Here is a 19,327-nt window from a genome sequence, read left to right on the forward strand (position 1 = left end):
ACCGGAGCCCGGCCGCCGCCTTCGGGCGGGGGCCGGGCTCCGGTGCGGGTCAGCGGGTCGGCGGTCAGCTCAGGCGTTGCTCTCCTGCTCGCGTTCCACCTGCTCGTTCCACTCACGCTTCACCGCGCGCCACGCGTCGTCGTTCTGGCCGAGCCGCCAGTAACCCGAGACGGACAGCTGCGCGAGCGGAATCCCGCGCTCCAGACGCAGATGGCGCCGGATCTCCTTCACGAAGCCCGCCTCGCCGTGCACGAACGCCTGCACCCGGCCCTCGGGGAACTCCAGCCCCTTCACCGCGGCGACCAGCGGTTCGCCGACCGGGCGGTCGCCCCGGTGGAGCCAGACCACCTCGACGCCGTCCGGCGCGACCAGCTTCTGCTCCTCCGCCGCGTCCGGGACCTCCACGAAGGCGTACCCCCCGGCCTCCGCCGGCATCTGCTCCAGCGCGGCGGCGATCGCGGGCAGCGCGCTCTCGTCGCCGGCCAGCAGGTGCCAGTCGGCCGAGGGGTCCGGAGCGTAACCCCCGCCGGGCCCCAGGAAGGTCACCTGCTCACCGGCCCGCGCCCGGGCCGCCCACGGTCCGGCGAGCCCCTCGTCCCCGTGCACCACGAAGTCGACGGCCATCTCCCGGGCCACCGGGTCCCAGGAACGCACCGTGTACGTACGCGTGGTCGGCCACTGCTCGCGCGGGTACTCCTCGCGGATCTTCGCCATGTCGTACGGGTGCGCGTAATCGGCGCCCTCGGGGGCGAAGCACAGTTTGATGTAGTGATCGGCGAACCCGGCGAGGGCGAAGTCCGCCAGGCCGTCACCGCCGAGGACCACACGCACCATGTGCGGGGTGATCCGCTCGGTGCGCACGACCCGCGCCCCCTGTGCCTTCGGTGTCCGGCGTGCCGGCCGCTCTGCCACGAGGTTCTCCCTGCTCTGGACGTCCCTGGATTTCGCACTTAGGTATACCTAAGCTAGCACCCTACGTCCGCAGCGTCACAAGCAGACGCCGGAGCGAACCGCCCAGCCCCCACCGCGCGGCCAGTGCCTCCAGCGCCGCGGGATCCCGCGGCTCCCGGGGGAGCGCGGGGTCGAAACCGGGCAGCGGCACGTCGTCGGCGACCCTGACCACCTCGGGCGCGACCGCCACATAGGCCCGCGCCTCGTCCAGCCGCCTGCGCTGCGACGGGGTCAGCCGTGAGGCCGGGTCGTCGACCGCGGCCATGATCCCCGCCAGGTCGCCGTAGGCGTCCAGCAGCTTCGCCGCCGTCTTCTCGCCGATGCCGGGGACCCCCGGCAGGCCGTCGCTCGGGTCACCGCGCAGCAGCGCGAGGTCCGCGTAGCCCGCGCCGCCCACGCCGTACTTCTCCCGCAGCCACGCCTCGTCCGTCAGCTGGAGCGTCCCCATCCCCTTCACCGGGTAGAGGACCCGCACCCGCCGCTCGTCGTCGACGAGCTGGTAGAGGTCGCGGTCGCCCGTGACGATGTCGACCGGCCCCGCCGCCCGCCGGGCCAGCGTGCCGATGACGTCGTCCGCCTCGTACGGGGAGACCCCCACCCGGGCGACGCCTAGCGCGTCCAGCACCTCCTCGATGACCGGGACCTGCGGGGACAGCGTGTCGGGGACCTCCTCCTCGTCGGGCGCGCCGTCGGGAGCCGGTGAGGCCACCCGGTGCGCCTTGTACGTCGGGATGAGCTCGACCCGCCAGTGCGGGCGCCAGTCGGCGTCCATGCACGCGACCAGCTCGTCCGGCCGGTGGTCCTGCACCAGCCGTGCGACGAAGTCGAGCAGTCCGCGCACGGCGTTCACCGGGGTGCCGTCAGGGGCGCGCACCGAGTCCGGTACGCCGAAGTAGGCGCGGAAATACAGGGAGGCGGTGTCGAGGAGCATCAGGCGTCGCGTCACACACCTGATCATGCCGCACACCACCGACAGCCCCGGGCCCGGAGCGTACGGTTCCCGCGGTCACGGGGTTCCGGAGTGTCATGGGTCACACATGTGTTTGGGGTGTGTAAGCGCGGGCAGGCGCGCCGACGGAGCGGACCACGTCCATTTTTCGATCAGATGCGCGTGCGCCGCGGACCGGATCCGCCCGCTCCACGGTCTGCCGAAGGGGGTGGCAGGCCGTTTTTCGGTTCAACGCGTGAGGTGTATGTGTCCAGGCTGCAAGCCGAGCACTTGTACAAAGTGTTCGGCAGACGACCCGATCAAGCCGTCCGGAAGCTCGAAGGCGGTGCCCACCGCGACGAGTTGCGGGCCGACGGAACCACCGCAGCGGTGATCGACGCCTCGTTCACCGTGGAGCCGGGGCAGATCTTCGTCGTCATGGGCCTCTCCGGCTCGGGGAAGTCCACCCTGCTCCGGATGCTCAACGGCCTGCTGGACCCCACCGCGGGGCGCGTGCTCTTCGACGGGCAGGACCTCACCGCTCTGACCCCCCGAGAGCTGCGCGGTGTCCGCTCGACCAGGATCAGCATGGTCTTCCAGCACTTCGCGCTCTTCCCCCACCGGAGCGTGCTGGAGAACGCCGCCTACGGCCTGGAGGTCCAGGGCGTACCGCGCGAGGCGCGGGAGGCGCGGGCCGCCGAGGCCCTGGAGCTGACCGGCCTCGCGGGCTGGGAGAAGTCCTGGCCGGACGAGCTGTCCGGCGGCATGCAGCAGCGTGTGGGCCTGGCCCGCGCGCTCGCCACCGACGCCGACCTGCTGCTGATGGACGAGTCCTTCAGCGCGCTCGACCCGCTGATCCGCCGGGACATGCAGGACCAGCTCCTGGAACTCCAGCAGCGGCTGAAGAAGACCATCGTCTTCATCACCCACGACCTCAACGAGGCCATGCGCCTGGGCGACCGCATCGCCGTCATGCGCGACGGCCGGATCGTCCAGCAGGGCACCGCCGAGGACATCCTGGTGCGGCCGGCCAACGACTACGTGGCCTCCTTCATCCAGGACGTGGACCGCTCCCGGGTGCTCACCGCCGGTGCGATCATGGAGGAGCCCGAGTCCGGGCGCCCCCACGCCGAGCTGGTGGCCGAGGCCCCCGCCACGGTGACCGCCGAGACGCCCGTCGCGGAACTCTTCGCCCCGTGCTCCACCAGCGGTGTCGCCGTCGCCGTGACCGACGGGGACGGCGCCCTCCTCGGCGTCGTACCGCGGTCCAGGCTGCTCGCCGCGCTCGGTGAGGAGCCGAAGGCCGAGGCCGCCGCCGGCGCGCGGGGCTCCGGGAAGGCCGCCACGGCCCCGCCGGGCCCGCGCGGCGCGAAGAAGGTGAACGCCGGTGCCTAGGTTCTCCTTCGGTGAATGGGTCGAGAGCGCCGTCGACTGGCTGCAGTCCCACCTCACCTGGATCTTCGACGCGGTCAAGACCGTCCTCGGCGCCATGTACGACGGGGTCGACGCGGTGCTGGGCGGTGGCGAACCGCTGCTCGTGGCCGGGATATTCGCGGTCCTCGCCTTCTGGCTGCGGGGCGTGCTGCCCGCCGTCCTGACCTTCGTGGGCTTCGCGCTCATCGACGCCCTCGCCCTCTGGGACGAGGCGATGGGCACCCTCTCGCTGGTCGTCGTGGCCGCCGCCATCACCATCGTGATCGCGGTGCCCACAGGCATCTGGGCCGCCCGGAACAGCAGGGTCGGCGCCGCGCTGCGGCCGGTGCTCGACGTCATGCAGACCATGCCGGCCTTCGTCTACCTGATCCCCGGCGTGATGTTCTTCGGCGTCGGTGTCACCCCCGGCGTGATCGCCACCATCATCTTCGCGATGCCGCCCGGCGTCCGGATGACCGAACTCGGCATCCGCCAGGTCGACAGCGAACTCGTCGAGGCGGCCCAGGCGTTCGGCACCACGCCCAAGCACACCCTGACCCGGGTCCAGCTGCCGCTCGCGCTGCCGACGATCATGGCCGGGATCAACCAGGTCATCATGCTGGCCCTGTCGATGGTCGTCATCGGCGGCATGGCCGGCGCCGGCGGCCTCGGTGAGAAGGTCTACGCGGCCATCACCCAGCTCCAGGTCGGTCTCGCAGCCGAGAGCGGTATCGCCGTCGTCATCCTCGCCATGTACCTCGACCGGATGACCGGCGCGCTCAACGAGCGGGTCTCCCCGCTCGGCCGCCGGGCCGCGGCCAAGGCCGCCGCCGGCGCGCGCCGGCTGAAGTTCGCCCACTACAAGCCGGGCACCGCCGTCGCGATGACCGGTGTCGTCGTCCTCGCGCTCGTCGCGGGCGGTCTGAACATCGCCGGCTCCGCGGGCGACTCCGGGGAATCGCGGGCGGCCGGCACGGACGTCGGGCAGGGCCAGAAGATCAACATGGGCTACATCCCGTGGGACGAGGGCATCGCCTCGACCTTCCTCTGGAAGGAGATCCTGGAGCAGCGCGGTTTCGAGACGGGCGTCACCCAGCTCGACGCGGGCCCGCTGTACTCCGGTGTCGCCCGCGGTGACATCGACTTCCAGACGGACTCCTGGCTGCCCACCACGCACAAGGACTACTGGGACAAGTACAGCGGCCGGCTGGAGGACTACGGCTCCTGGTACGGGCCGACCTCGCTGGAGCTGACCGTCCCGTCCTACGTGAAGGGGATCGACTCGCTGGAGGACCTCAAGGGCCAGGGCGAGAAGTTCAACGGCAAGATCATCGGCATCGAGGCCAGCGCCGGGATGATGGGCACGCTCGACAAGAAGGTGCTCAAGGCCTACGGCCTGGAGGGGGAGTACGAGGTCGTCTCCTCCAGCACCTCCTCGATGCTGGCCGAGCTGAACGCCTCCATCAAGAAGAAGGAGCCGGTCGTGGTGACCCTGTGGTCGCCGCACTGGGCCTACGGCAAGCACGACCTGAAGAAGCTGAAGGACCCCAAGGGCGCCTGGGGCAAGGGTGAAGAGGTCCACACCGTCGCCCACAAGGACTTCGCGAAGAAGTCCCCGGTCGTCGCCGGCTGGCTGAAGGACTTCGAGCTCACCGAGGAACAGCTCACCGGTCTGGAGAACACCATCCAGGAGGCCGGCCAGGGCAAGGAGCAGGACGGCGTCCGCACCTGGCTGAAGGACAACCCGGACGTCCTCGACAAGCTGGCCCCGCTGCCCGGCGGCCAGGGCGGCACCCAGCAGGGCAAGGACGCGGGCAAGACCGTCGACATGGCCTACTTCCCGTGGGACGAGGCCATCGCCTCGACCTATCTGTGGCAGAACGTGCTGGAGGACCGGGGGTACCGGACCACGGTCAAGCAGCTCGACCCGGGGCCGCTCTACACCGGCCTCGCCCAGGGACAGCTCGACGTGCAGTTCGACTCCTGGCTGCCCACCACGCACAAGGACTACGTCAACCGGTACAAGGACCGGCTCACCGACCTCGGCTCCTGGTACGGGCCGACCTCGCTGGAGCTGACCGTCCCGTCCTACGTGAAGGGGATCGACTCGCTGGAGGACCTCAAGGGCCAGGGCGAGAAGTTCAACGGCAAGATCATCGGCATCGAGTCGAGCGCCGGGATGATGGGCACGCTCGACAAGAAGGTGCTCAAGGCCTACGGCCTGGAGGGGGAGTACGAGGTCGTCTCCTCCAGCACCTCCTCGATGCTGGCCGAGCTGGACCGGTCGATCAAGAAGAAGGAGCCGGTCGTGGTGACCCTGTGGTCGCCGCACTGGGCCTACGGCAAGCACGACCTGAAGAAACTGGAGGACCCCAAGGGCGCCTGGGGCGAGGGGGAGCGGATCCACACCGTCGCCAAGAAGGACTTCGCCGAGGAGTTCCCCGAGTTCACGGGCTGGCTGAAGGACTTCGAGCTGAGCGAGGAGCAGCTGGCCTCGCTGGAGGTGGAGATGCAGAAGGGCGGTGCGGGCAAGGAGAAGGAGTCCGCCCGCCGCTGGATGGACGCCAACCCCGGCATCGTGGACGAGATGGCGCCGGTGGCCGGCTGACCCGGACACCCGCGCTCCCGCCCTGGTCCGCCGGACGGGCCCGGGGGACCGGACAGGGGCCCGCCGGGACCCCCGCAAAGGTCCCGGCGGAGCCTTCTCCGGCGGGGGCGGGCGCCCGCCCGCCAGGACTCCCTGAGGGGGACGGCCCCGGTCGCGTACCGGAGCCGTCCCCCTCAGGCTTGTCCGGGAGGCCCCGTGAGGTTCGCCGCCCGGCTGCTTCCCCTCCATCGCCCGGACGACATGCGTAGGGTGCTGGCTACCGGGACACGGCGATCGGGGGAGGGAGCGGACATGGACGAGAAGGAAGCCCTACGGGTGGGAGCCGCGGTGCGGCGGCGGCGCAGGGCTCTCGGGCTCACCCTGGCCGCGGTGGCCGCGCGCAGCGGGCTGTCCGTGCCCTTCCTCAGCCAGGTCGAGAACGAGCGCGCCAGACCCAGCCCCGGGTCCCTGAGCAGGGTGGCCGAGGCGCTGGAGACCACCACCGAACGCCTCCGCGCCGCAGCTGACTCGGCGCGCTCGGTGGAGGTGGTGCGGGCCCACGAGGAGGACGGCGTCCACCGGCTGGTGCACGGGCGCCACCAGCTCAGCGCCCTGGAGTTCGTGGGCGAACAGGACCTCGGGCGGGAGTTCCAGCACCGCAACGACGAGGTGATGTACGTGGTGGAGGGTGCCGTGGACGTCGAGGCCGAGGGCCGGGCCCACCGGCTGGGGCGCGGCGACACCCTGTTCCTCACCGGCGGGGTCCGGCACCGGTGGCGGGCGACCGAGCCGGGCACCCGGCTGCTGGTCGTCTCGGTCGCCGAACACATCGACGCGACGTACGACTCCAGGCGGTGACCGCGCGGCCGGGCCCGGTCCTCAGGCTGCGGGCGCCGTCGCCGGCCGGGGGGCTTGGAGCAGTGCCCCACCGGCCAGCCCGCGTGCCGTCCGCACGGCGGCCACCGCCCAGCCCGTGAGCAGGGCCGCGTACAGCGCGACGGTCAGCCAGTCGAAGGCCGCGAGCCCCGTGTGCCGGGCCAGCCCCGCCGAGCCCGTGACGCACGTCCCGACGGGGAAGGTGAACCCCCACCACGTCATCGAGAACGTCATGCCCCGGCGTGCCGCGCGTACCACCAGCGCCGCGGTCAGTGCGATCCACAGCAGCGCGAACCCCATGACGGGCACCCCGTACAGCACCGCGAACGCGCCGAGCGCGGACGCGTAGGGGGTGCCGATCGCGTCCGGCGCCACATCGGCCAGGGCGCCCAGGGCGGTGGTGGACTGCCCGAGCGGTCCGAGCACCAGGCACAGGGTGGGCGTCAGCGCGAGCGGCAGCGGGCCGTGGTGCACCAGCCGCCCGAACACCAGCGGGAGGACCACCAGCGTCGCCAGCAGCGACATCCCGAACATCGCGTAGCAGCCCAGCAGCAGGGCCTCACGCCACTGGCCGGGCGGCAGCTCGGGCACCAGCGCCGGTCCGACCGCGGCCGAGACCATCGGCGCCACCAGCGGCAGCAGCCACACCGGCGACGCGGCCCCGGGGCCGGGCCGGTGGTGTACGACCATCAGATACGGGACCACCACGGCGACGGCGAGCGCCGTCACCGTACCCAGGGTGAACAGCAGGGCGTGCACCGTGACGGCGGCGGTGTGGCCGATGAGGTCCCGGCCGGTTGTCAGCGTGGCCGCGCCCACCGCGAGCAGCGCCATCGGCATGCACCCCTGGAAAGGGGCGACCGCCGGGTCCAGGAGGTGGGCGCGGCCCTGGTCCCGGTGCAGGGCCCAGTGCCCGGCGCGGGCGGCGAGCACCGCGAGGAGCATGACCGCCGAGAGGGCCCACACGAGGAGGCAGAGACCGCGCAGACCGGGCACCCGGACCGGCAGCGCCGAGCCGGCGGTCGCGACGACGGCGGTGCCCATGACGGGCGCGTACCAGTTCGGGCCGAAGTGCCGCAGCAGGGGGGACCCGGGCGCGCCCGTGAAGGGGACGGCGGCGCGTGCCGGCGATCGGGACCGCAGATAGATGGCCATGCCACGATTCTCCGGGGGGAGGACGGGCCCCGCCAGGGACCCCGGAGCTATAAGGTCATAAGCTGGCTTTATGGCTCCTCCCGAACCCTCCGCCGCCCTCCCTCCCGGCAAAGGCCCCTCTGGGGAGCCGCCGGCCCCCCTCTCCCACCGGGTGCCCGACCTGGGGGCGATGGTGCTGCTGCTGGCCGTGGCCCGCCACGGCAGCCTGGGGCGCGCGGCGCGGGAGGTCGGCGTCAGCCAGCCCGCGGCCTCCAGCCGTATCCGGTCGATGGAGCGGCAGCTCGGTGTGGCGCTGCTGGACCGTTCGCCGCGCGGCTCGCGGCTGACCGGCGCGGGCGCCCTCGTCACCGACTGGGCGCGCCGGGTCGTCGAGGCCGCCGAAGCCTTCGACGCCGGGGCGCAGGCGCTCCGCGACCGGCGGGACTCCCGGCTGCGGGTGGCGGCGAGCATGACCATCGCGGAGTACCTGATGCCCGGATGGCTGATCGCCCTGCGGGCGGAACGCCCCGGCACGGCCGTGTCGCTGCTGGCCGGCAACTCCGCGGCGGCCGCCCTGCGCCTGCTCTCGGGGGAGGCGGACCTGGGCTTCGTCGAGGGGCTCTCCGTGCCGGAGGGCCTCGACGGCACCGTCATCGCGCACGACCGGCTCGTCGTCGTGGTGGCCCCGTCCCACCCGTGGGCGCGCCGGCGCACGCAGGTGACGCCCCGGGAACTCGCCGAGGCCCCGCTGATCCTGCGCGAACACGGCTCGGGCACCCGCCAGGTACTGGACGCGGCGCTCGCCGTACACGGCGGCCTGGCCCGCCCGCTGCTCGAACTCTCCTCCACCACCGCGGTCAAGGGCGCCGCGGAGAGCGGGGCCGGCCCCTGCGTGCTGAGCGAACTCGCCCTGGACGAGGAACTCTCGGCCCGGCGCCTGGTCGAGGTGCCCGTCGCGGGCATCCGGCTGCGCCGCCAGCTGCGCGCCGTCTGGCCCGCAGGCCACCGCCCGGCGGGCCCGGCCCGCGACCTGCTCTCGCTGACCGCGCGCCCCTTCGGCCCGGCCCGCGGCTGAGGGGCCGGCGGCCGGTGCCGGTCCGTCAGACCCGCTCCGCGGCCGGGCGCCCGGCCCCCGCACCGGCCCGGGCCGCGTCCACCAGGGCCTGCACGACCCGCGGGTCGTCGCCCATCTCCGGATGCCACTGCACCCCCAGCACCCACTGCCCGCCGGGCAGTTCGACCGCCTCCACCGTGCCGTCCGCCGCGTGCGCGGACGCCACCAGCCCCGGCGCCAGCCGGTCCACGGCCTGGTGGTGGTACGTCGGTACGGAGGCATCCTCGGGCACGAGTGAGGCGTACAGCGTCCCCGGGACCGGTGTCACCGTGTGCTCGCCGAGCACCCCGGCCTTGCCGAACGGACCGGTGTGGCCGTCCAGGTGCTGGGTCAGGGTGCCGCCCAGGGCGACGTTCACCAGCTGCAGCCCGCGGCAGATGCCGAGCACGGGCACCCCGGCCTCCAGCGCCGCCCGGAACAGGGCCAGTTCCCAGGTGTCGCGCTCGTGCACCGGCGGGCCCGTGCGGAAATCGCGCTCCGCGCCGTACAGCCCGGGTTCGATGTCCGCCCCGCCCGCGATCACCAGGCCGTCCAGCCGCTCCACCACCGCGCCCGCCCGCTCCGGGGCGTCGGGCGGCATCAGGGCGGCCAGGCCGCCGGCGCGCTGGACCATCTGCGGATACGCGGAGGGCAGCAGCGCCGCGGGGAGCTCCCAGACACCCCAGCGGGCCGACGGCTCCAGATAGGTGGTGATGCCGATGAGCGGTTCGTGCATGGCGCGGTCCCTCCGGCGGACGGGTCCGCGGACCCGTCCGAATGCAATGGTGATGCGCCATACCTTTGTTCGTACCAGACCGCCGCGCAAGAGAGGTGATCCGGAACGGCTGGTTCAAGCCAGGGAGTCCCGCAGGAGGGCCTCCGTCCCCGCGCAGTGCCCGGCCGCCACCGCGCGGGCCGCCGCCCCGTCGCCCGCCAGCACCGCGTCCACGAGCGCCGTGTGCTGGTGCTGGGAGCGCTCCAGGTTCCGCACCAGCAGGGGGACGCACTCCAGCAGGTCGTTGACCGTCGCCCGGACGGCGGCGTACCGGTCGGCCAGGGAGGGGCAGCCGGAGAGCCGGACGAGCGTCAGGTGGAAGAAGGTGTCATGCCTGCGGTAGTCGGGCAGAGGTGCTTCGTGTGTCGCCGCCAGAGCCGCCCGCAGCCGGTCCGCCCCCTCGCCGCCGAGGTCCTGTGCCGCGCACAGCCCGGCCGCCCCGGTCTCCAGGACCTCACGGAAGCGCAGGACGTCCTGGAGGTCGACGGCGCCCGCCCGGCGGCGGAGCTCCTCCCCGCCGCCCGGAAGCCCGGGCCGGGGGAGCACGAACGTACCGCCGTGTCGCCCGCGCCGGGCTTCCACCAGACCCCGGTCCTGGAGCACCTTCAGCACCTCGCGCAGCGTGACCCGGCTGACACCCAGGCGCCCGGCCAGCTCGCGCTCCGGCGGAAGGCGCCCGCCGGCGGGCACCAGGCCGAGCCGGATCACCTGGAGGACCTGCTCCAGGGCCTCCTCGGAGCCGTTGCCCCCGCGGACCGGGCGCAGCACCGGCAGCGGGCCCCCGGGACCCGGCGGTACGCCGGTCACGTCCGTCATGTCGTGATCCCCCTCCCCCTGAAGGTTCCGACCCATACCTTAGGCCGACCGGCCCGCCGAACGAGGAGTACCCCGTGGCAGACCGCACACCCCCGCTCCGTACCGAGGAACTGCGCGCGCTCGTCGCGGACGGCGGCATCGACACCGTCGTCCTCGCCTTCACCGACATGCAGGGCCGGCTCCAGGGCAAACGGTTCGCGGCCTCCTTCTTCCTGGAGGAGGTGCTCGACCACGGCACGGAGGGCTGCGCCTACCTGCTCGCCGTCGACACGGACATGAACACCGTCGACGGGTTCGCGATGTCCTCCTGGTCCAACGGCTACGGCGACTTCGTCATGCGCCCCGATCCGGCCACCCTGCGCCGTGTCCCCTGGCACGAGAAAACCGCCATGGTCATGGCCGACCTCACCTGGGAGGACGGCTCACCGGTCGCCGCCGCCCCCCGCCAGATCCTGAGGCGGCAGCTGGAACGGCTGGCGGTCCGCGGCCTCACCGCCCACGTCGGCACCGAGCTCGAGTTCCTCGTCTTCAAGGACACCTACGAACAGGCGTGGGAGAGCGACTACCGGGGCCTGACCCCCGCCAACCGGTACAACGTCGACTACTCCGTCCTCGGAACCGGCCGCGTCGAACCCCTGCTGCGCCGGATCCGCAACGAGATGGCGGGCGCCGGACTCACCGTCGAGTCCGCCAAGGGCGAGTGCAACCCCGGCCAGCACGAGATCGTCTTCCGCTACGACGAGGCCCTCGTCACCTGCGACCAGCACGCCGTCTACAAGACCGGCGCCAAGGAGATCGCCGCCCAGGAAGGGGTGGCGCTCACCTTCATGGCCAAGTTCAACGAGCGCGAGGGCAACTCCTGCCACATCCACCTCTCGCTCCGCGACGACGGCGGCAGCGGCGGCGGCAGCAGTGGGGACGGAGGCAGCGGTGACGGCCGCGGCCGGAGCGTCATGGCGGACGGGACCGGCGGGATGTCCCCCCTCATGCGGCACTTCCTCGCCGGACAGCTCGCCGCCCTGCGCGACTTCTCCCTGCTGTACGCGCCCAACATCAACAGCTACAAACGCTTCCAGCCGGGCTCCTTCGCCCCGACGGCCGTCGCCTGGGGGCACGACAACCGCACCTGCGCCCTGCGGGTCGTCGGCCACGGCCCGTCCCTGCGCTTCGAGAACCGGCTGCCCGGCGGCGACGTCAACCCCTATCTCGCGGTCGCCGGTCTCGTCGCCGCCGGGCTGCACGGCATCGAGCACCGGCTGGAACCCCCCGAGGCGTGCGAGGGGAACGCCTACACCGCCGGATACGACCGGGTCCCCGGCACGCTCCGCGAGGCCGCCGGCCTGTGGGAGAAGAGCGAGGTGGCCCGGGAGGCCTTCGGCGACGAGGTCGTCGCCCACTACCGCAACATGGCCCGCGTCGAACTGGAGGCATTCGACGCCGCGGTGACCGACTGGGAACGCCGGCGCTCCTTCGAACGCCTGTGAGGCGCCCTGCCCCCGCGGGGCTCCGCACCCCCGTCCGAGCCGCCCCGCCGGCACGCCGGGAAGGACAGCGAAGACGCCTGCGGCCCCCCGGAGCCGGAACCCGCCCGCGACGCCCCCGCCCGACGGAAACCCTGTGAGGCAGCCCGTGACCCTTGAGCACCACGTACTGAACCCGGCGACCGGGGAGCACGTCGCCACCGTCCCCGCCACCACCGCCGCCGAGGTCCACACCGCCGTCCTCCGGGCCGCCGGGGCCCAGCGGACCTGGGCCGGCCTGTCGCCCGCCGACCGTGCCCGGCTGCTGCGCCGCTTCGCCGTACTCGTCGGCGAACACGGCGAACAGCTCGCCCGGCTGGAGGTCACCGAGGCGGGGCACACCCTGGGCAACGCCCGGTGGGAGGCGGCCAACGTCCGGGACCTGCTGGACTACGCGGCCGGGGGAGTGGAACGCCTGACGGGCCGGCAGATCCCGGTGCCCGGCGGTGTCGACCTCACCTTCCTCGAACCGATCGGTGTCGTCGGGGTGATCGCCCCCTGGAACTTCCCCATGCCGGTCGCCGCCTGGGGCTTCGCCCCCGCCCTCGCCGCGGGGAACGCCGTCCTCCTCAAACCCGCCGAGACCACCCCGCTCACCGCTCTGCGGCTGGCGGGCATCGCCCTCGACGCCGGGCTGCCCGAGCACCTCTTCCAGGTACTGCCGGGGGCCGGTGACGTGACCGGCGCCGCTCTGGTGGAGCACCCCGGCGTAGGCAAGATCGTCTTCACCGGTTCGACCCGTGTGGGCAAGCGGATCATGGCGCGGTGCGCGGACCGGGTGAAACGGCTGACCCTCGAACTCGGCGGCAAGAGCCCCAACATCGTCTTCGCCGACGCCGACATCGAGACGGCCGCGGCCACCGCCCCCATGTCCTTCCTGGACAACGCGGGGCAGGACTGCTGCGCCCGCACCCGCATCCTGGTCCAGCGGACGGTGTACGACCGGTTCCTCGCGCTGCTGGAACCCGCCGTGGCCGCGGTCACCGTCGGCGACCCCGCCGACGAGAAGACCCTGATGGGCCCGCTGATCTCCGGCACCCAGCTGGAACGCGTCCGCGGCTACGTCCCCGAGGGCGCGGAGGCGATCCGGGGCAGCGCGCCGGACGGGCCCGGCTTCTGGTTCCCGCCGACCGTCCTCACCGGCGTGCGCCCCGACGCGCCCGTCGCCACCGAGGAGGTCTTCGGCCCGGTCGCCGTCGTCCTGCCCTTCGAGGACGAGGCCGACGCCGTACGGCTGGCGAACGCCACCGACCACGGACTGGCCGGCTCCCTCTGGACCCGCGACGTCGGCCGCGCGCTCCGGGTCTCCCGGGCCGTCCGCGCCGGGAACCTCTCCGTCAACTCCCACTCCGCCGTCCGCTACTGGACACCGTTCGGCGGCTGCAAGCAGTCAGGACTGGGCCGCGAACTGGGGCCCGACGCCCTCGCGGCGTTCACCGAGACCAAGAACGTCTTCATCGGCACGGAGGACTGAGCACCCATGAGCACCGACCCGAACCCCGCGTCCCCCGCCCCCGGCTCCCCGAGCGCCCCGGCCGTCTGCCGCCGCCTGGTGGGACGTACCGCCGTCGTCACCGGAGCGGGCAGCGGCATCGGCCTGGCGACCGTCCGCCGGCTCGCGTCCGAAGGCGCCCGGGTCGTCTGCGCCGACATCGACCGGGAGACCGGCGCCGCCGCCGCGGAGGAGGCGGGCGGCGTCTTCGTCCCCACCGACGTCACCGACCCCGGCCAGGTCGAGGCGCTCTACGCGACCGCGTACGACACCTACGGCAGCGTCGACGTCGCCTTCAACAACGCGGGCATCTCCCCGCCCGACGACGACTCCATCCTCACCACCGGGCTGGAGGCGTGGAAACGCGTCCAGGACGTCAACCTCACCTCCGTCTACCTCTGCTGCAAGGCCGTCCTGCCCTACATGCGGCGCCAGGGCCGCGGCTCGATCATCAACACCGCCTCCTTCGTCGCCAGGATGGGCGCGGCCACCTCCCAGATCTCCTACACCGCCTCCAAGGGCGGGGTGCTCGCCCTCTCCCGTGAACTGGGCGTGCAGTTCGCCCGCGAGGGCATCCGCGTCAACGCCCTCTGCCCGGGGCCGGTCGACACCCCGCTGCTGCGGGAACTGTTCGCCGCGGACCCGGAACGCGCCGCCCGGAGGCTGGTCCACATCCCGCTGGGCAGGTTCGCCCGGGCCACGGAGATCGCCGCCGCGGTGGCCTTCCTGGCCAGCGACGACTCCTCCTTCGTCAACGCCACGGACTTCCTCGTGGACGGCGGGATCGCGGGGGCCTACGTGACCCCGCTGTAGGCGTACGTGCCGGGGCGCGGGGGGCCGCGAGGTCAGAGGAACGTGCGGCCCTCACCGCGGTACGTCGGCACGGCCGCCGTGACCCGGTCGCCCTCGATCAGCCGCAACGTGTCGAAACGCTCGCACAGCTCACCGGCCTTGGCGTGCCGGAACCACACCTTGTCCCCGATCAGCAGGTCGTCGGCGGGGGAGCCGAGCAGCGGGGTCTGCACCTCGCCCGGCCCCTCCATCGGGTCGTACCGCAGCCCCTCGGGGAGGTAGGGGACCGGGAGCCGGTCCGCGCCCGCCGCGCCCGAAGCCGGGTAACCGCCGCCCAGCACCGTCACCACCCCCACGCCCGGCCTGCGGACCACCGGCTGGGCGAACAGCGCGGCCGGACGGCCGGTGAACGAGGTGTAGTTGTCGAAGAGGCGCGGGACGTACAGCCCCGACCCGGCGGCGATCTCCGTCACCGCGGCCTCCGCGGCCGTGTGCTGCACACTGCCCGTCCCGCCGCCGTTCACGAACTCCAGGTCCGGGGCCACCGCCCGCACCGCCCGCACCACCTCCGCGCGCCGCGCCACCAGCTCCCGGCGGGCGGTCGCCTGCATCAGACGTACGGCCCGCGAGCGCAGCGGGTGCCCCGCCACCGAGTCGCCGACCCCGGCCACATGGCCTTCGTACGCCATCAGCCCGACCAGCCGGAACCCCGGCCTGCGGACCACCGAGCGGGCCAGCTCCGCCAACTGCGCCGGGGTGCGCAGCGGGGAGCGCAGGGCACCGACCCGCACCCGGCCGCCCAGCAGCCGCAGCGAGGTGTCCAGCTCCAGGCAGACCCGGATCTCCTCGCGCCCGCCGGCCCGTGCGGCGTCGATCAGCTCCAGCTGCGCCGGGTCGTCCACCATCACGGTCACGGCCGCCGCCTGCTTCGGATCGGCCGCCAGTTCGGCGTACGCGGCCCGGTCGGCGGACGGATAGGCGAGCAGCACGTCGTCGAAACCGGAACGGGCCAGCCAGAGCGACTCCGCCAGCGTGAACGACATGATCCCGGCGAACCCCTCGCGGGCCAGCACCCGTTCGAGCAGCGCCCGGCAGCGCACCGACTTGCTCGCCACCCGCACGGGCTTCCCGCCCGCACGCCGCACCAGGTCGTCGGCGTTGGCGTCGAAGGCGTCCAGGTCGACGACGGCGAGGGGTGCTTCGAGGTGGGCGGTGGCCCGGTCGTAACGGGTCCGGTCAGAGGTACGGGCAGCCATGGCCGCAGCTTGCCAGACAGTCGTACCCATGGGTAGGGGATGTTCGGCGCAGAACACCCCGCTCCCTCCGTCCCGTGCCCACGGGGAGCCGCGCACCCCGTAGAGTGACGGTCAGGCGGTTGACCGACCACCCTGTCCGGGACGGCGTGACGCCGGCGGTACGGGGACGTGAACGTGAACCAGGGGGCGGGATGAGTACCGAGGCGCAGCACGCTCCGGTGCCGCCCCGGCCGGTCTCCCCTCCGCCCGCCGCCCCGCCGACGGCCCCGCCACCCGTCCCGCCCCGCGCCCCCGCACCCCCGTCGGCTCCCGCGCCCGGCCGGGTTCCCGCATTCCCGCAGGCCCCTGCGCCCGGCCGGACGCCCGCGCCCGTTCCGGGGCCGGGGCCCGTGTCCGGTGGGGCACCCGCTCCGGCGTCCCCGCAGGCCCCTGTGCCTCAGCAGGCCCCCGTGCCTCCGCAGACCCCCGTAGCTCCACAGACCCCTGCACCTCCGCAGCCTCCCGTGCCCGGTCAGGCTCCCGCTCCTGTGTGCCCGCCCCCGCCCCCGCCCGTGGAGACGACCGCCAGGCTGCGCCCTGTGCCGACGGCACCGCCCGCCTCCCCGGTACCGCCCGCCTCCCAGGCTCCTCCGGCCCCCTCCGCCCGGACCGCCCCGGTTCCGCCGCCGCCCGAGCCGACCCGGCGCAGACCAGTCGGCGCGGTGGACCTCACCCCGCGCCCCGGCGCCCTCCCCCCGCTGCCCGGTCCCGGCATGTACACGCAGGCGTACGCCGAGACCCCCGCCGAGACGACCACACGGCTGCGTCCCGTACCCGCCCGGACCCCGGCCAGGGCCGCCGTGGCCGCCGTCTGCGCCGTGCTGGGCCTCGGGCTGACCGGCGGTGCCGCCGCCGGGACCTGGCTCACCGGGGGTCCGGCGGACGGGCCCCGGACGGACGACGCGTACACCGTCGGCCGGTCCGTCTGGCACAGCGTCCCCGTCGACACGCTCTTCCCCCGCACCCTCAAGGGCGACGGCGCCGGACCGGGCGCCACCGACCGCACCTGGACCCGGGTCGCGGTCGCCGCCGACAGCGGCTGCGCGGCCGGCCTGGACCCCCTGCTCCTGAAGACGCTCCGGCCGGTCGGCTGCGAACGCCTGGTGCGGGCCACCTACACCGACGCCACCCGCAGCAGCGTCACCACCGTGGGACTCGTCTTCACCGAGGCCGACGCCGAGGCCATGAGCGCGCTCGGCACCCGCTTCACCGGCCAGCGTCTCGCCGAACGCGCGGACCTGATGCCCCGTACGTACCCGGTGAAGGGGACCGTCGCCGCCGGGTTCGGCGACGACCAGCGCGCCAGCTGGACCGTCCGTGTGCTGACCGAGGCACCCGTCGTGGTGTTCTCCGTCTCCGGCTTCGCCGACGGCCGCGCCGTCGCCGAGCCCCAGCCCGCCGCCGGGGCGACGGAGGCCGGGGCCACCACCGCCCCCGCCGAGGCGGGCCTCGGCCACGAGGCGAAGGGCATCGCCGACCGCGTGGAGCGCGCGCTGCGCAGGACGATCACCGACCTCACGGAGAAGCCGGAATGACCCGTCCCAGCCGGCCGCGCGCGCTCGCCGCGGTGGTCACCGCCACCGCGTTCGCCCTGCTGCCCGCCGTACCCGCGCAGGCCGACGCCATCCGGGCCCAGGAATGGGGACGCCAGGCCCTGCACACCGACGAGGCATGGCGGACCACCAAGGGCGAGGGCATCACCGTCGCCGTCCTGGACACCGGGGTCGACGGAAGCCACCCCGACCTGGAGGGCCAGGTCCTGTCCGGCAAGGACTTCATAGGCTTCGGTGCCACGCGGGGCGACGCGTCATGGGCCCTGCACGGCACCGCCATGGCCGGCATCATCGCGGGCCACGGCCACGGGCCGGACCGCGGTGACGGTGTGCTCGGGGTCGCCCCGGAGGCGAAGATCCTGCCGGGACGGGTGATCCTCGAATCCACCGACCCCTCCCGCGGCAAGGCCCGCGAGTCACGCGGCACCGCCCTCGCCGACGGCATCCGCTGGGCCACCGACCAGGGCGCCGACGTCATCAACCTCTCCCTCGGCGACGACAGCAAGTCGGCCCACCCCGACCCGAGCGAGGACTCCGCCGTCCAGTACGCCCTGGGCAAGGGCGTCTCCGTGGTCGCCTCCGCCGGCAACAGCGGGGACAAGGGCGACCGCCCCTCCTACCCGGCGGCCTACCCCGGGGTGATCGCCGTCACCGCCGTCGACCGGTACGGCACACACGCGTCCTTCTCCACCCGCCGCTGGTACGCCACCGTCAGCGCCCCCGGGGTGGACATCGTCGTCGCCAACCCCGACCAGCACTACTACATGGAGTGGGGCACCTCGGCGGCCGCCGCCTTCGTCTCCGGGGCGGTCGCCCTCGTCCGCGCCGCCCACCCCGGCCTGTCGCCCGCCCAGATCAAGAAGCTCCTCGCCGACACCGCCCGCGACGCCCCGGAGGGCGGCCGGGACGACGCCCGCGGTCACGGGACGGCCGACCCCGCCGCCGCGATCGAGGCCGGGGCGGAGCTGCGCCCGGAAGGGGCGGCGGAGAAGCCGTCCCGGTCCGGCTACCGGGGGCAGTACTTCGGGCCGGGCCCCGCCCCGGCGCGGGACGACGACGGGCCCGCCGCCTGGCTCGCCCCGGCCGCGGGCGGCGCCGGCGTGGTACTGCTGGCCGTCGCCGTGGTGCTGTGGCGCACCAGGACCACGTCAGGGACCGGGCCGGGCGCACCCGCCACACCCGGTACCGGCCTCCCGGGCTTCCCCGGCCGCCGCTGAGCCCGCCCCGGGAGACCCGACCTGTCGACGGGCCGGGAGAGCCGACCCACTACGCTCGTCCCGTGGCGCTCAAGAACATCCCTGACCCCGGCTTCTCCGACGACGACGGCTCGGCCGCCCCCGCACTCACGGCCGCGCTGGCCGCCTGGTCCCAGGACCGGACAGCCGTCGGCCCGGTCCTCACCGCACTCCGGGACGCCCGGCTGCTCGTCCCGGTCGTCGCCGTCCTCGGCGAGGTCGAGGAGGGGGACGGAACCCCGGCGGAGGACGGGAACGCGCGGCGGGGGAGCGGGCTGCGCCGCGAGAAGACCAGCGACATGGCGGTGCCCACCCTGCAGGCCGGGGACCGGCGCGCGCTGCCCGCCTTCACCTCCACCGCCTCGCTGGCCCTCTGGGACCCCCAGGCCAGGCCCGTCGCCGTACCCCTGCACCAGGCACTCCAGGCCGCCGCGCACGAGAAGGCCGACACCCTGGTGCTCGACCTGGCCGGGCCCGTCGCCTTCGAGCTGACCGGCCCCGCGCTGCTCGCGCTGGCCGAGAACCGCACCAGCACCGACCCGCTGGACGACCCGCTGGTGGTCGCCGCCGTACGGGAGGCCGCCGCCGCCGAACCGGCGGTGCTGCGCGCCCACCTCGGCCCCGGCCGGGCCGACGGCACCCTGGCGCTGGTCCTCGCCCCCGACGCGGTGGTGGCCGAGGCGGCCCGGCGCGTCGCCGAGGCCCTGGCGTCCAGCGAGGTCCTGCGCGCCCGCCTGGTACGCGGCCTCGACCTGGCCGTGCTCCCGTCCGGTGCCGAGGCCCCGGGCGAGCCGCTGTTCAGCCGCTGAGCCGGACTTCCCCGGGCCGCGCGCTCACCCGTCCGCCACGGTGCGCGGCTCGGGCGGG

General features: G+C 74.0%; 16 protein-coding genes. 10 read left to right on the forward strand and 6 right to left on the reverse strand.

Translation table 11 applies throughout. The annotated features are described in order from the left end of the window. Window positions 1-69: 69 nt before the first annotated feature. Both CP967_RS28230 and CP967_RS28235 read right to left on the reverse strand, forming a co-directional pair. Window positions 70-912 carry a siderophore-interacting protein gene (locus CP967_RS28230; RefSeq protein WP_150490674.1) on the reverse strand — a complete coding sequence of 281 codons (843 nt, stop codon included), beginning with the start codon at window positions 910-912 and terminating at the stop codon, window positions 70-72. Between the two features lie 61 nt (window positions 913-973). Beyond that, window positions 974-1,882: a 5'-3' exonuclease gene (locus CP967_RS28235; protein ID WP_150492092.1), complete on the reverse strand. Its 909-nt coding sequence runs from the start codon at window positions 1,880-1,882 to the stop codon at window positions 974-976. A gap of 264 nt (window positions 1,883-2,146) precedes the next feature. On the opposite strand from CP967_RS28235, the gene CP967_RS28240 reads away from it, so the two are divergent. The 3 genes from CP967_RS28240 (at window position 2,147) to CP967_RS28250 (ending at window position 6,737) form a co-directional block, all read left to right on the forward strand. After that, window positions 2,147-3,274, forward strand: coding sequence for a quaternary amine ABC transporter ATP-binding protein (locus CP967_RS28240; protein ID WP_229888405.1), 1,128 nt, complete (start codon window positions 2,147-2,149; stop codon window positions 3,272-3,274). Then, window positions 3,267-5,900 (forward strand): ABC transporter permease/substrate binding protein, encoded by a 2,634-nt coding sequence (locus CP967_RS28245; RefSeq protein ID WP_150490676.1) that lies wholly within the window; start codon window positions 3,267-3,269, stop codon window positions 5,898-5,900. The genes CP967_RS28240 and CP967_RS28245 overlap by 8 nt, the downstream gene beginning before the upstream one ends. 291 nt (window positions 5,901-6,191) lie before the next feature. Next, entirely contained in the window at window positions 6,192-6,737 is a 546-nt protein-coding gene (locus CP967_RS28250; protein ID WP_150490677.1) for a helix-turn-helix domain-containing protein, read from the forward strand. A gap of 21 nt (window positions 6,738-6,758) precedes the next feature. On the opposite strand, the gene CP967_RS28255 is transcribed toward CP967_RS28250, so the two are convergent. Then, window positions 6,759-7,910, reverse strand: a complete 1,152-nt coding sequence (locus tag CP967_RS28255) for a TDT family transporter (protein ID WP_150490678.1) — start codon at window positions 7,908-7,910, stop codon at window positions 6,759-6,761. Window positions 7,911-7,980: 70 nt separating this feature from the next. Here CP967_RS28255 and CP967_RS28260 point away from each other — a divergent pair, with 70 nt between their 5' ends. Then, window positions 7,981-8,964 (forward strand): LysR family transcriptional regulator, encoded by a 984-nt coding sequence (locus CP967_RS28260; protein ID WP_150490679.1) that lies wholly within the window; start codon window positions 7,981-7,983, stop codon window positions 8,962-8,964. 25 nt (window positions 8,965-8,989) lie between these two features. On the opposite strand, the gene CP967_RS28265 is transcribed toward CP967_RS28260, so the two are convergent. Next, a complete protein-coding gene (locus CP967_RS28265; protein ID WP_150490680.1) occupies window positions 8,990-9,718 on the reverse strand; it encodes a gamma-glutamyl-gamma-aminobutyrate hydrolase family protein in 729 nt (242 codons plus the stop codon). A 114-nt stretch (window positions 9,719-9,832) separates the two neighbouring features. Then, window positions 9,833-10,573 carry a FadR/GntR family transcriptional regulator gene (locus CP967_RS28270; protein ID WP_150490681.1) on the reverse strand — a complete coding sequence of 247 codons (741 nt, stop codon included), beginning with the start codon at window positions 10,571-10,573 and terminating at the stop codon, window positions 9,833-9,835. 74 nt (window positions 10,574-10,647) lie between these two features. Between CP967_RS28270 and CP967_RS28275 the strand changes: the two genes are divergently transcribed. From CP967_RS28275 to CP967_RS28285, 3 genes are all read left to right on the forward strand, one after another. Beyond that, window positions 10,648-12,057, forward strand: a complete 1,410-nt coding sequence (locus tag CP967_RS28275; protein ID WP_150490682.1) for a glutamine synthetase family protein — start codon at window positions 10,648-10,650, stop codon at window positions 12,055-12,057. A 133-nt stretch (window positions 12,058-12,190) separates the two neighbouring features. After that, window positions 12,191-13,567 (forward strand): aldehyde dehydrogenase family protein, encoded by a 1,377-nt coding sequence (locus tag CP967_RS28280; protein ID WP_373300379.1) that lies wholly within the window; start codon window positions 12,191-12,193, stop codon window positions 13,565-13,567. 6 nt (window positions 13,568-13,573) lie between these two features. Beyond that, window positions 13,574-14,398, forward strand: coding sequence for a 3-oxoacyl-ACP reductase (locus tag CP967_RS28285; protein WP_150490683.1), 825 nt, complete (start codon window positions 13,574-13,576; stop codon window positions 14,396-14,398). Window positions 14,399-14,430: 32 nt separating this feature from the next. On the opposite strand, the gene CP967_RS28290 is transcribed toward CP967_RS28285, so the two are convergent. Then, on the reverse strand, window positions 14,431-15,633 hold the full coding sequence (locus CP967_RS28290; protein WP_150490684.1) for an amino acid deaminase/aldolase: 1,203 nt from the start codon (window positions 15,631-15,633) through the stop codon (window positions 14,431-14,433). A gap of 701 nt (window positions 15,634-16,334) precedes the next feature. Here CP967_RS28290 and CP967_RS28295 point away from each other — a divergent pair. From CP967_RS28295 to CP967_RS28305, 3 genes are all read left to right on the forward strand, one after another. Next, the gene (locus tag CP967_RS28295) at window positions 16,335-17,207 is read left to right on the forward strand and encodes a hypothetical protein (RefSeq protein ID WP_150490685.1); all 873 of its coding nucleotides are present in this window, start codon (window positions 16,335-16,337) and stop codon (window positions 17,205-17,207) included. After that, window positions 17,204-18,442, forward strand: a complete 1,239-nt coding sequence (mycP, locus tag CP967_RS28300; RefSeq protein WP_150490686.1) for a type VII secretion-associated serine protease mycosin — start codon at window positions 17,204-17,206, stop codon at window positions 18,440-18,442. Before CP967_RS28295 ends, mycP begins: the two co-directional genes overlap by 4 nt. Before the next feature lie 62 nt (window positions 18,443-18,504). Beyond that, on the forward strand, window positions 18,505-19,269 hold the full coding sequence (locus tag CP967_RS28305; RefSeq protein WP_150490687.1) for an SseB family protein: 765 nt from the start codon (window positions 18,505-18,507) through the stop codon (window positions 19,267-19,269). Window positions 19,270-19,327 lie beyond the last annotated feature (58 nt).

This window comes from Streptomyces nitrosporeus (genome assembly GCF_008704555.1).
Classification (GTDB): Bacteria; Actinomycetota; Actinomycetes; order Streptomycetales; family Streptomycetaceae; genus Streptomyces; species Streptomyces nitrosporeus.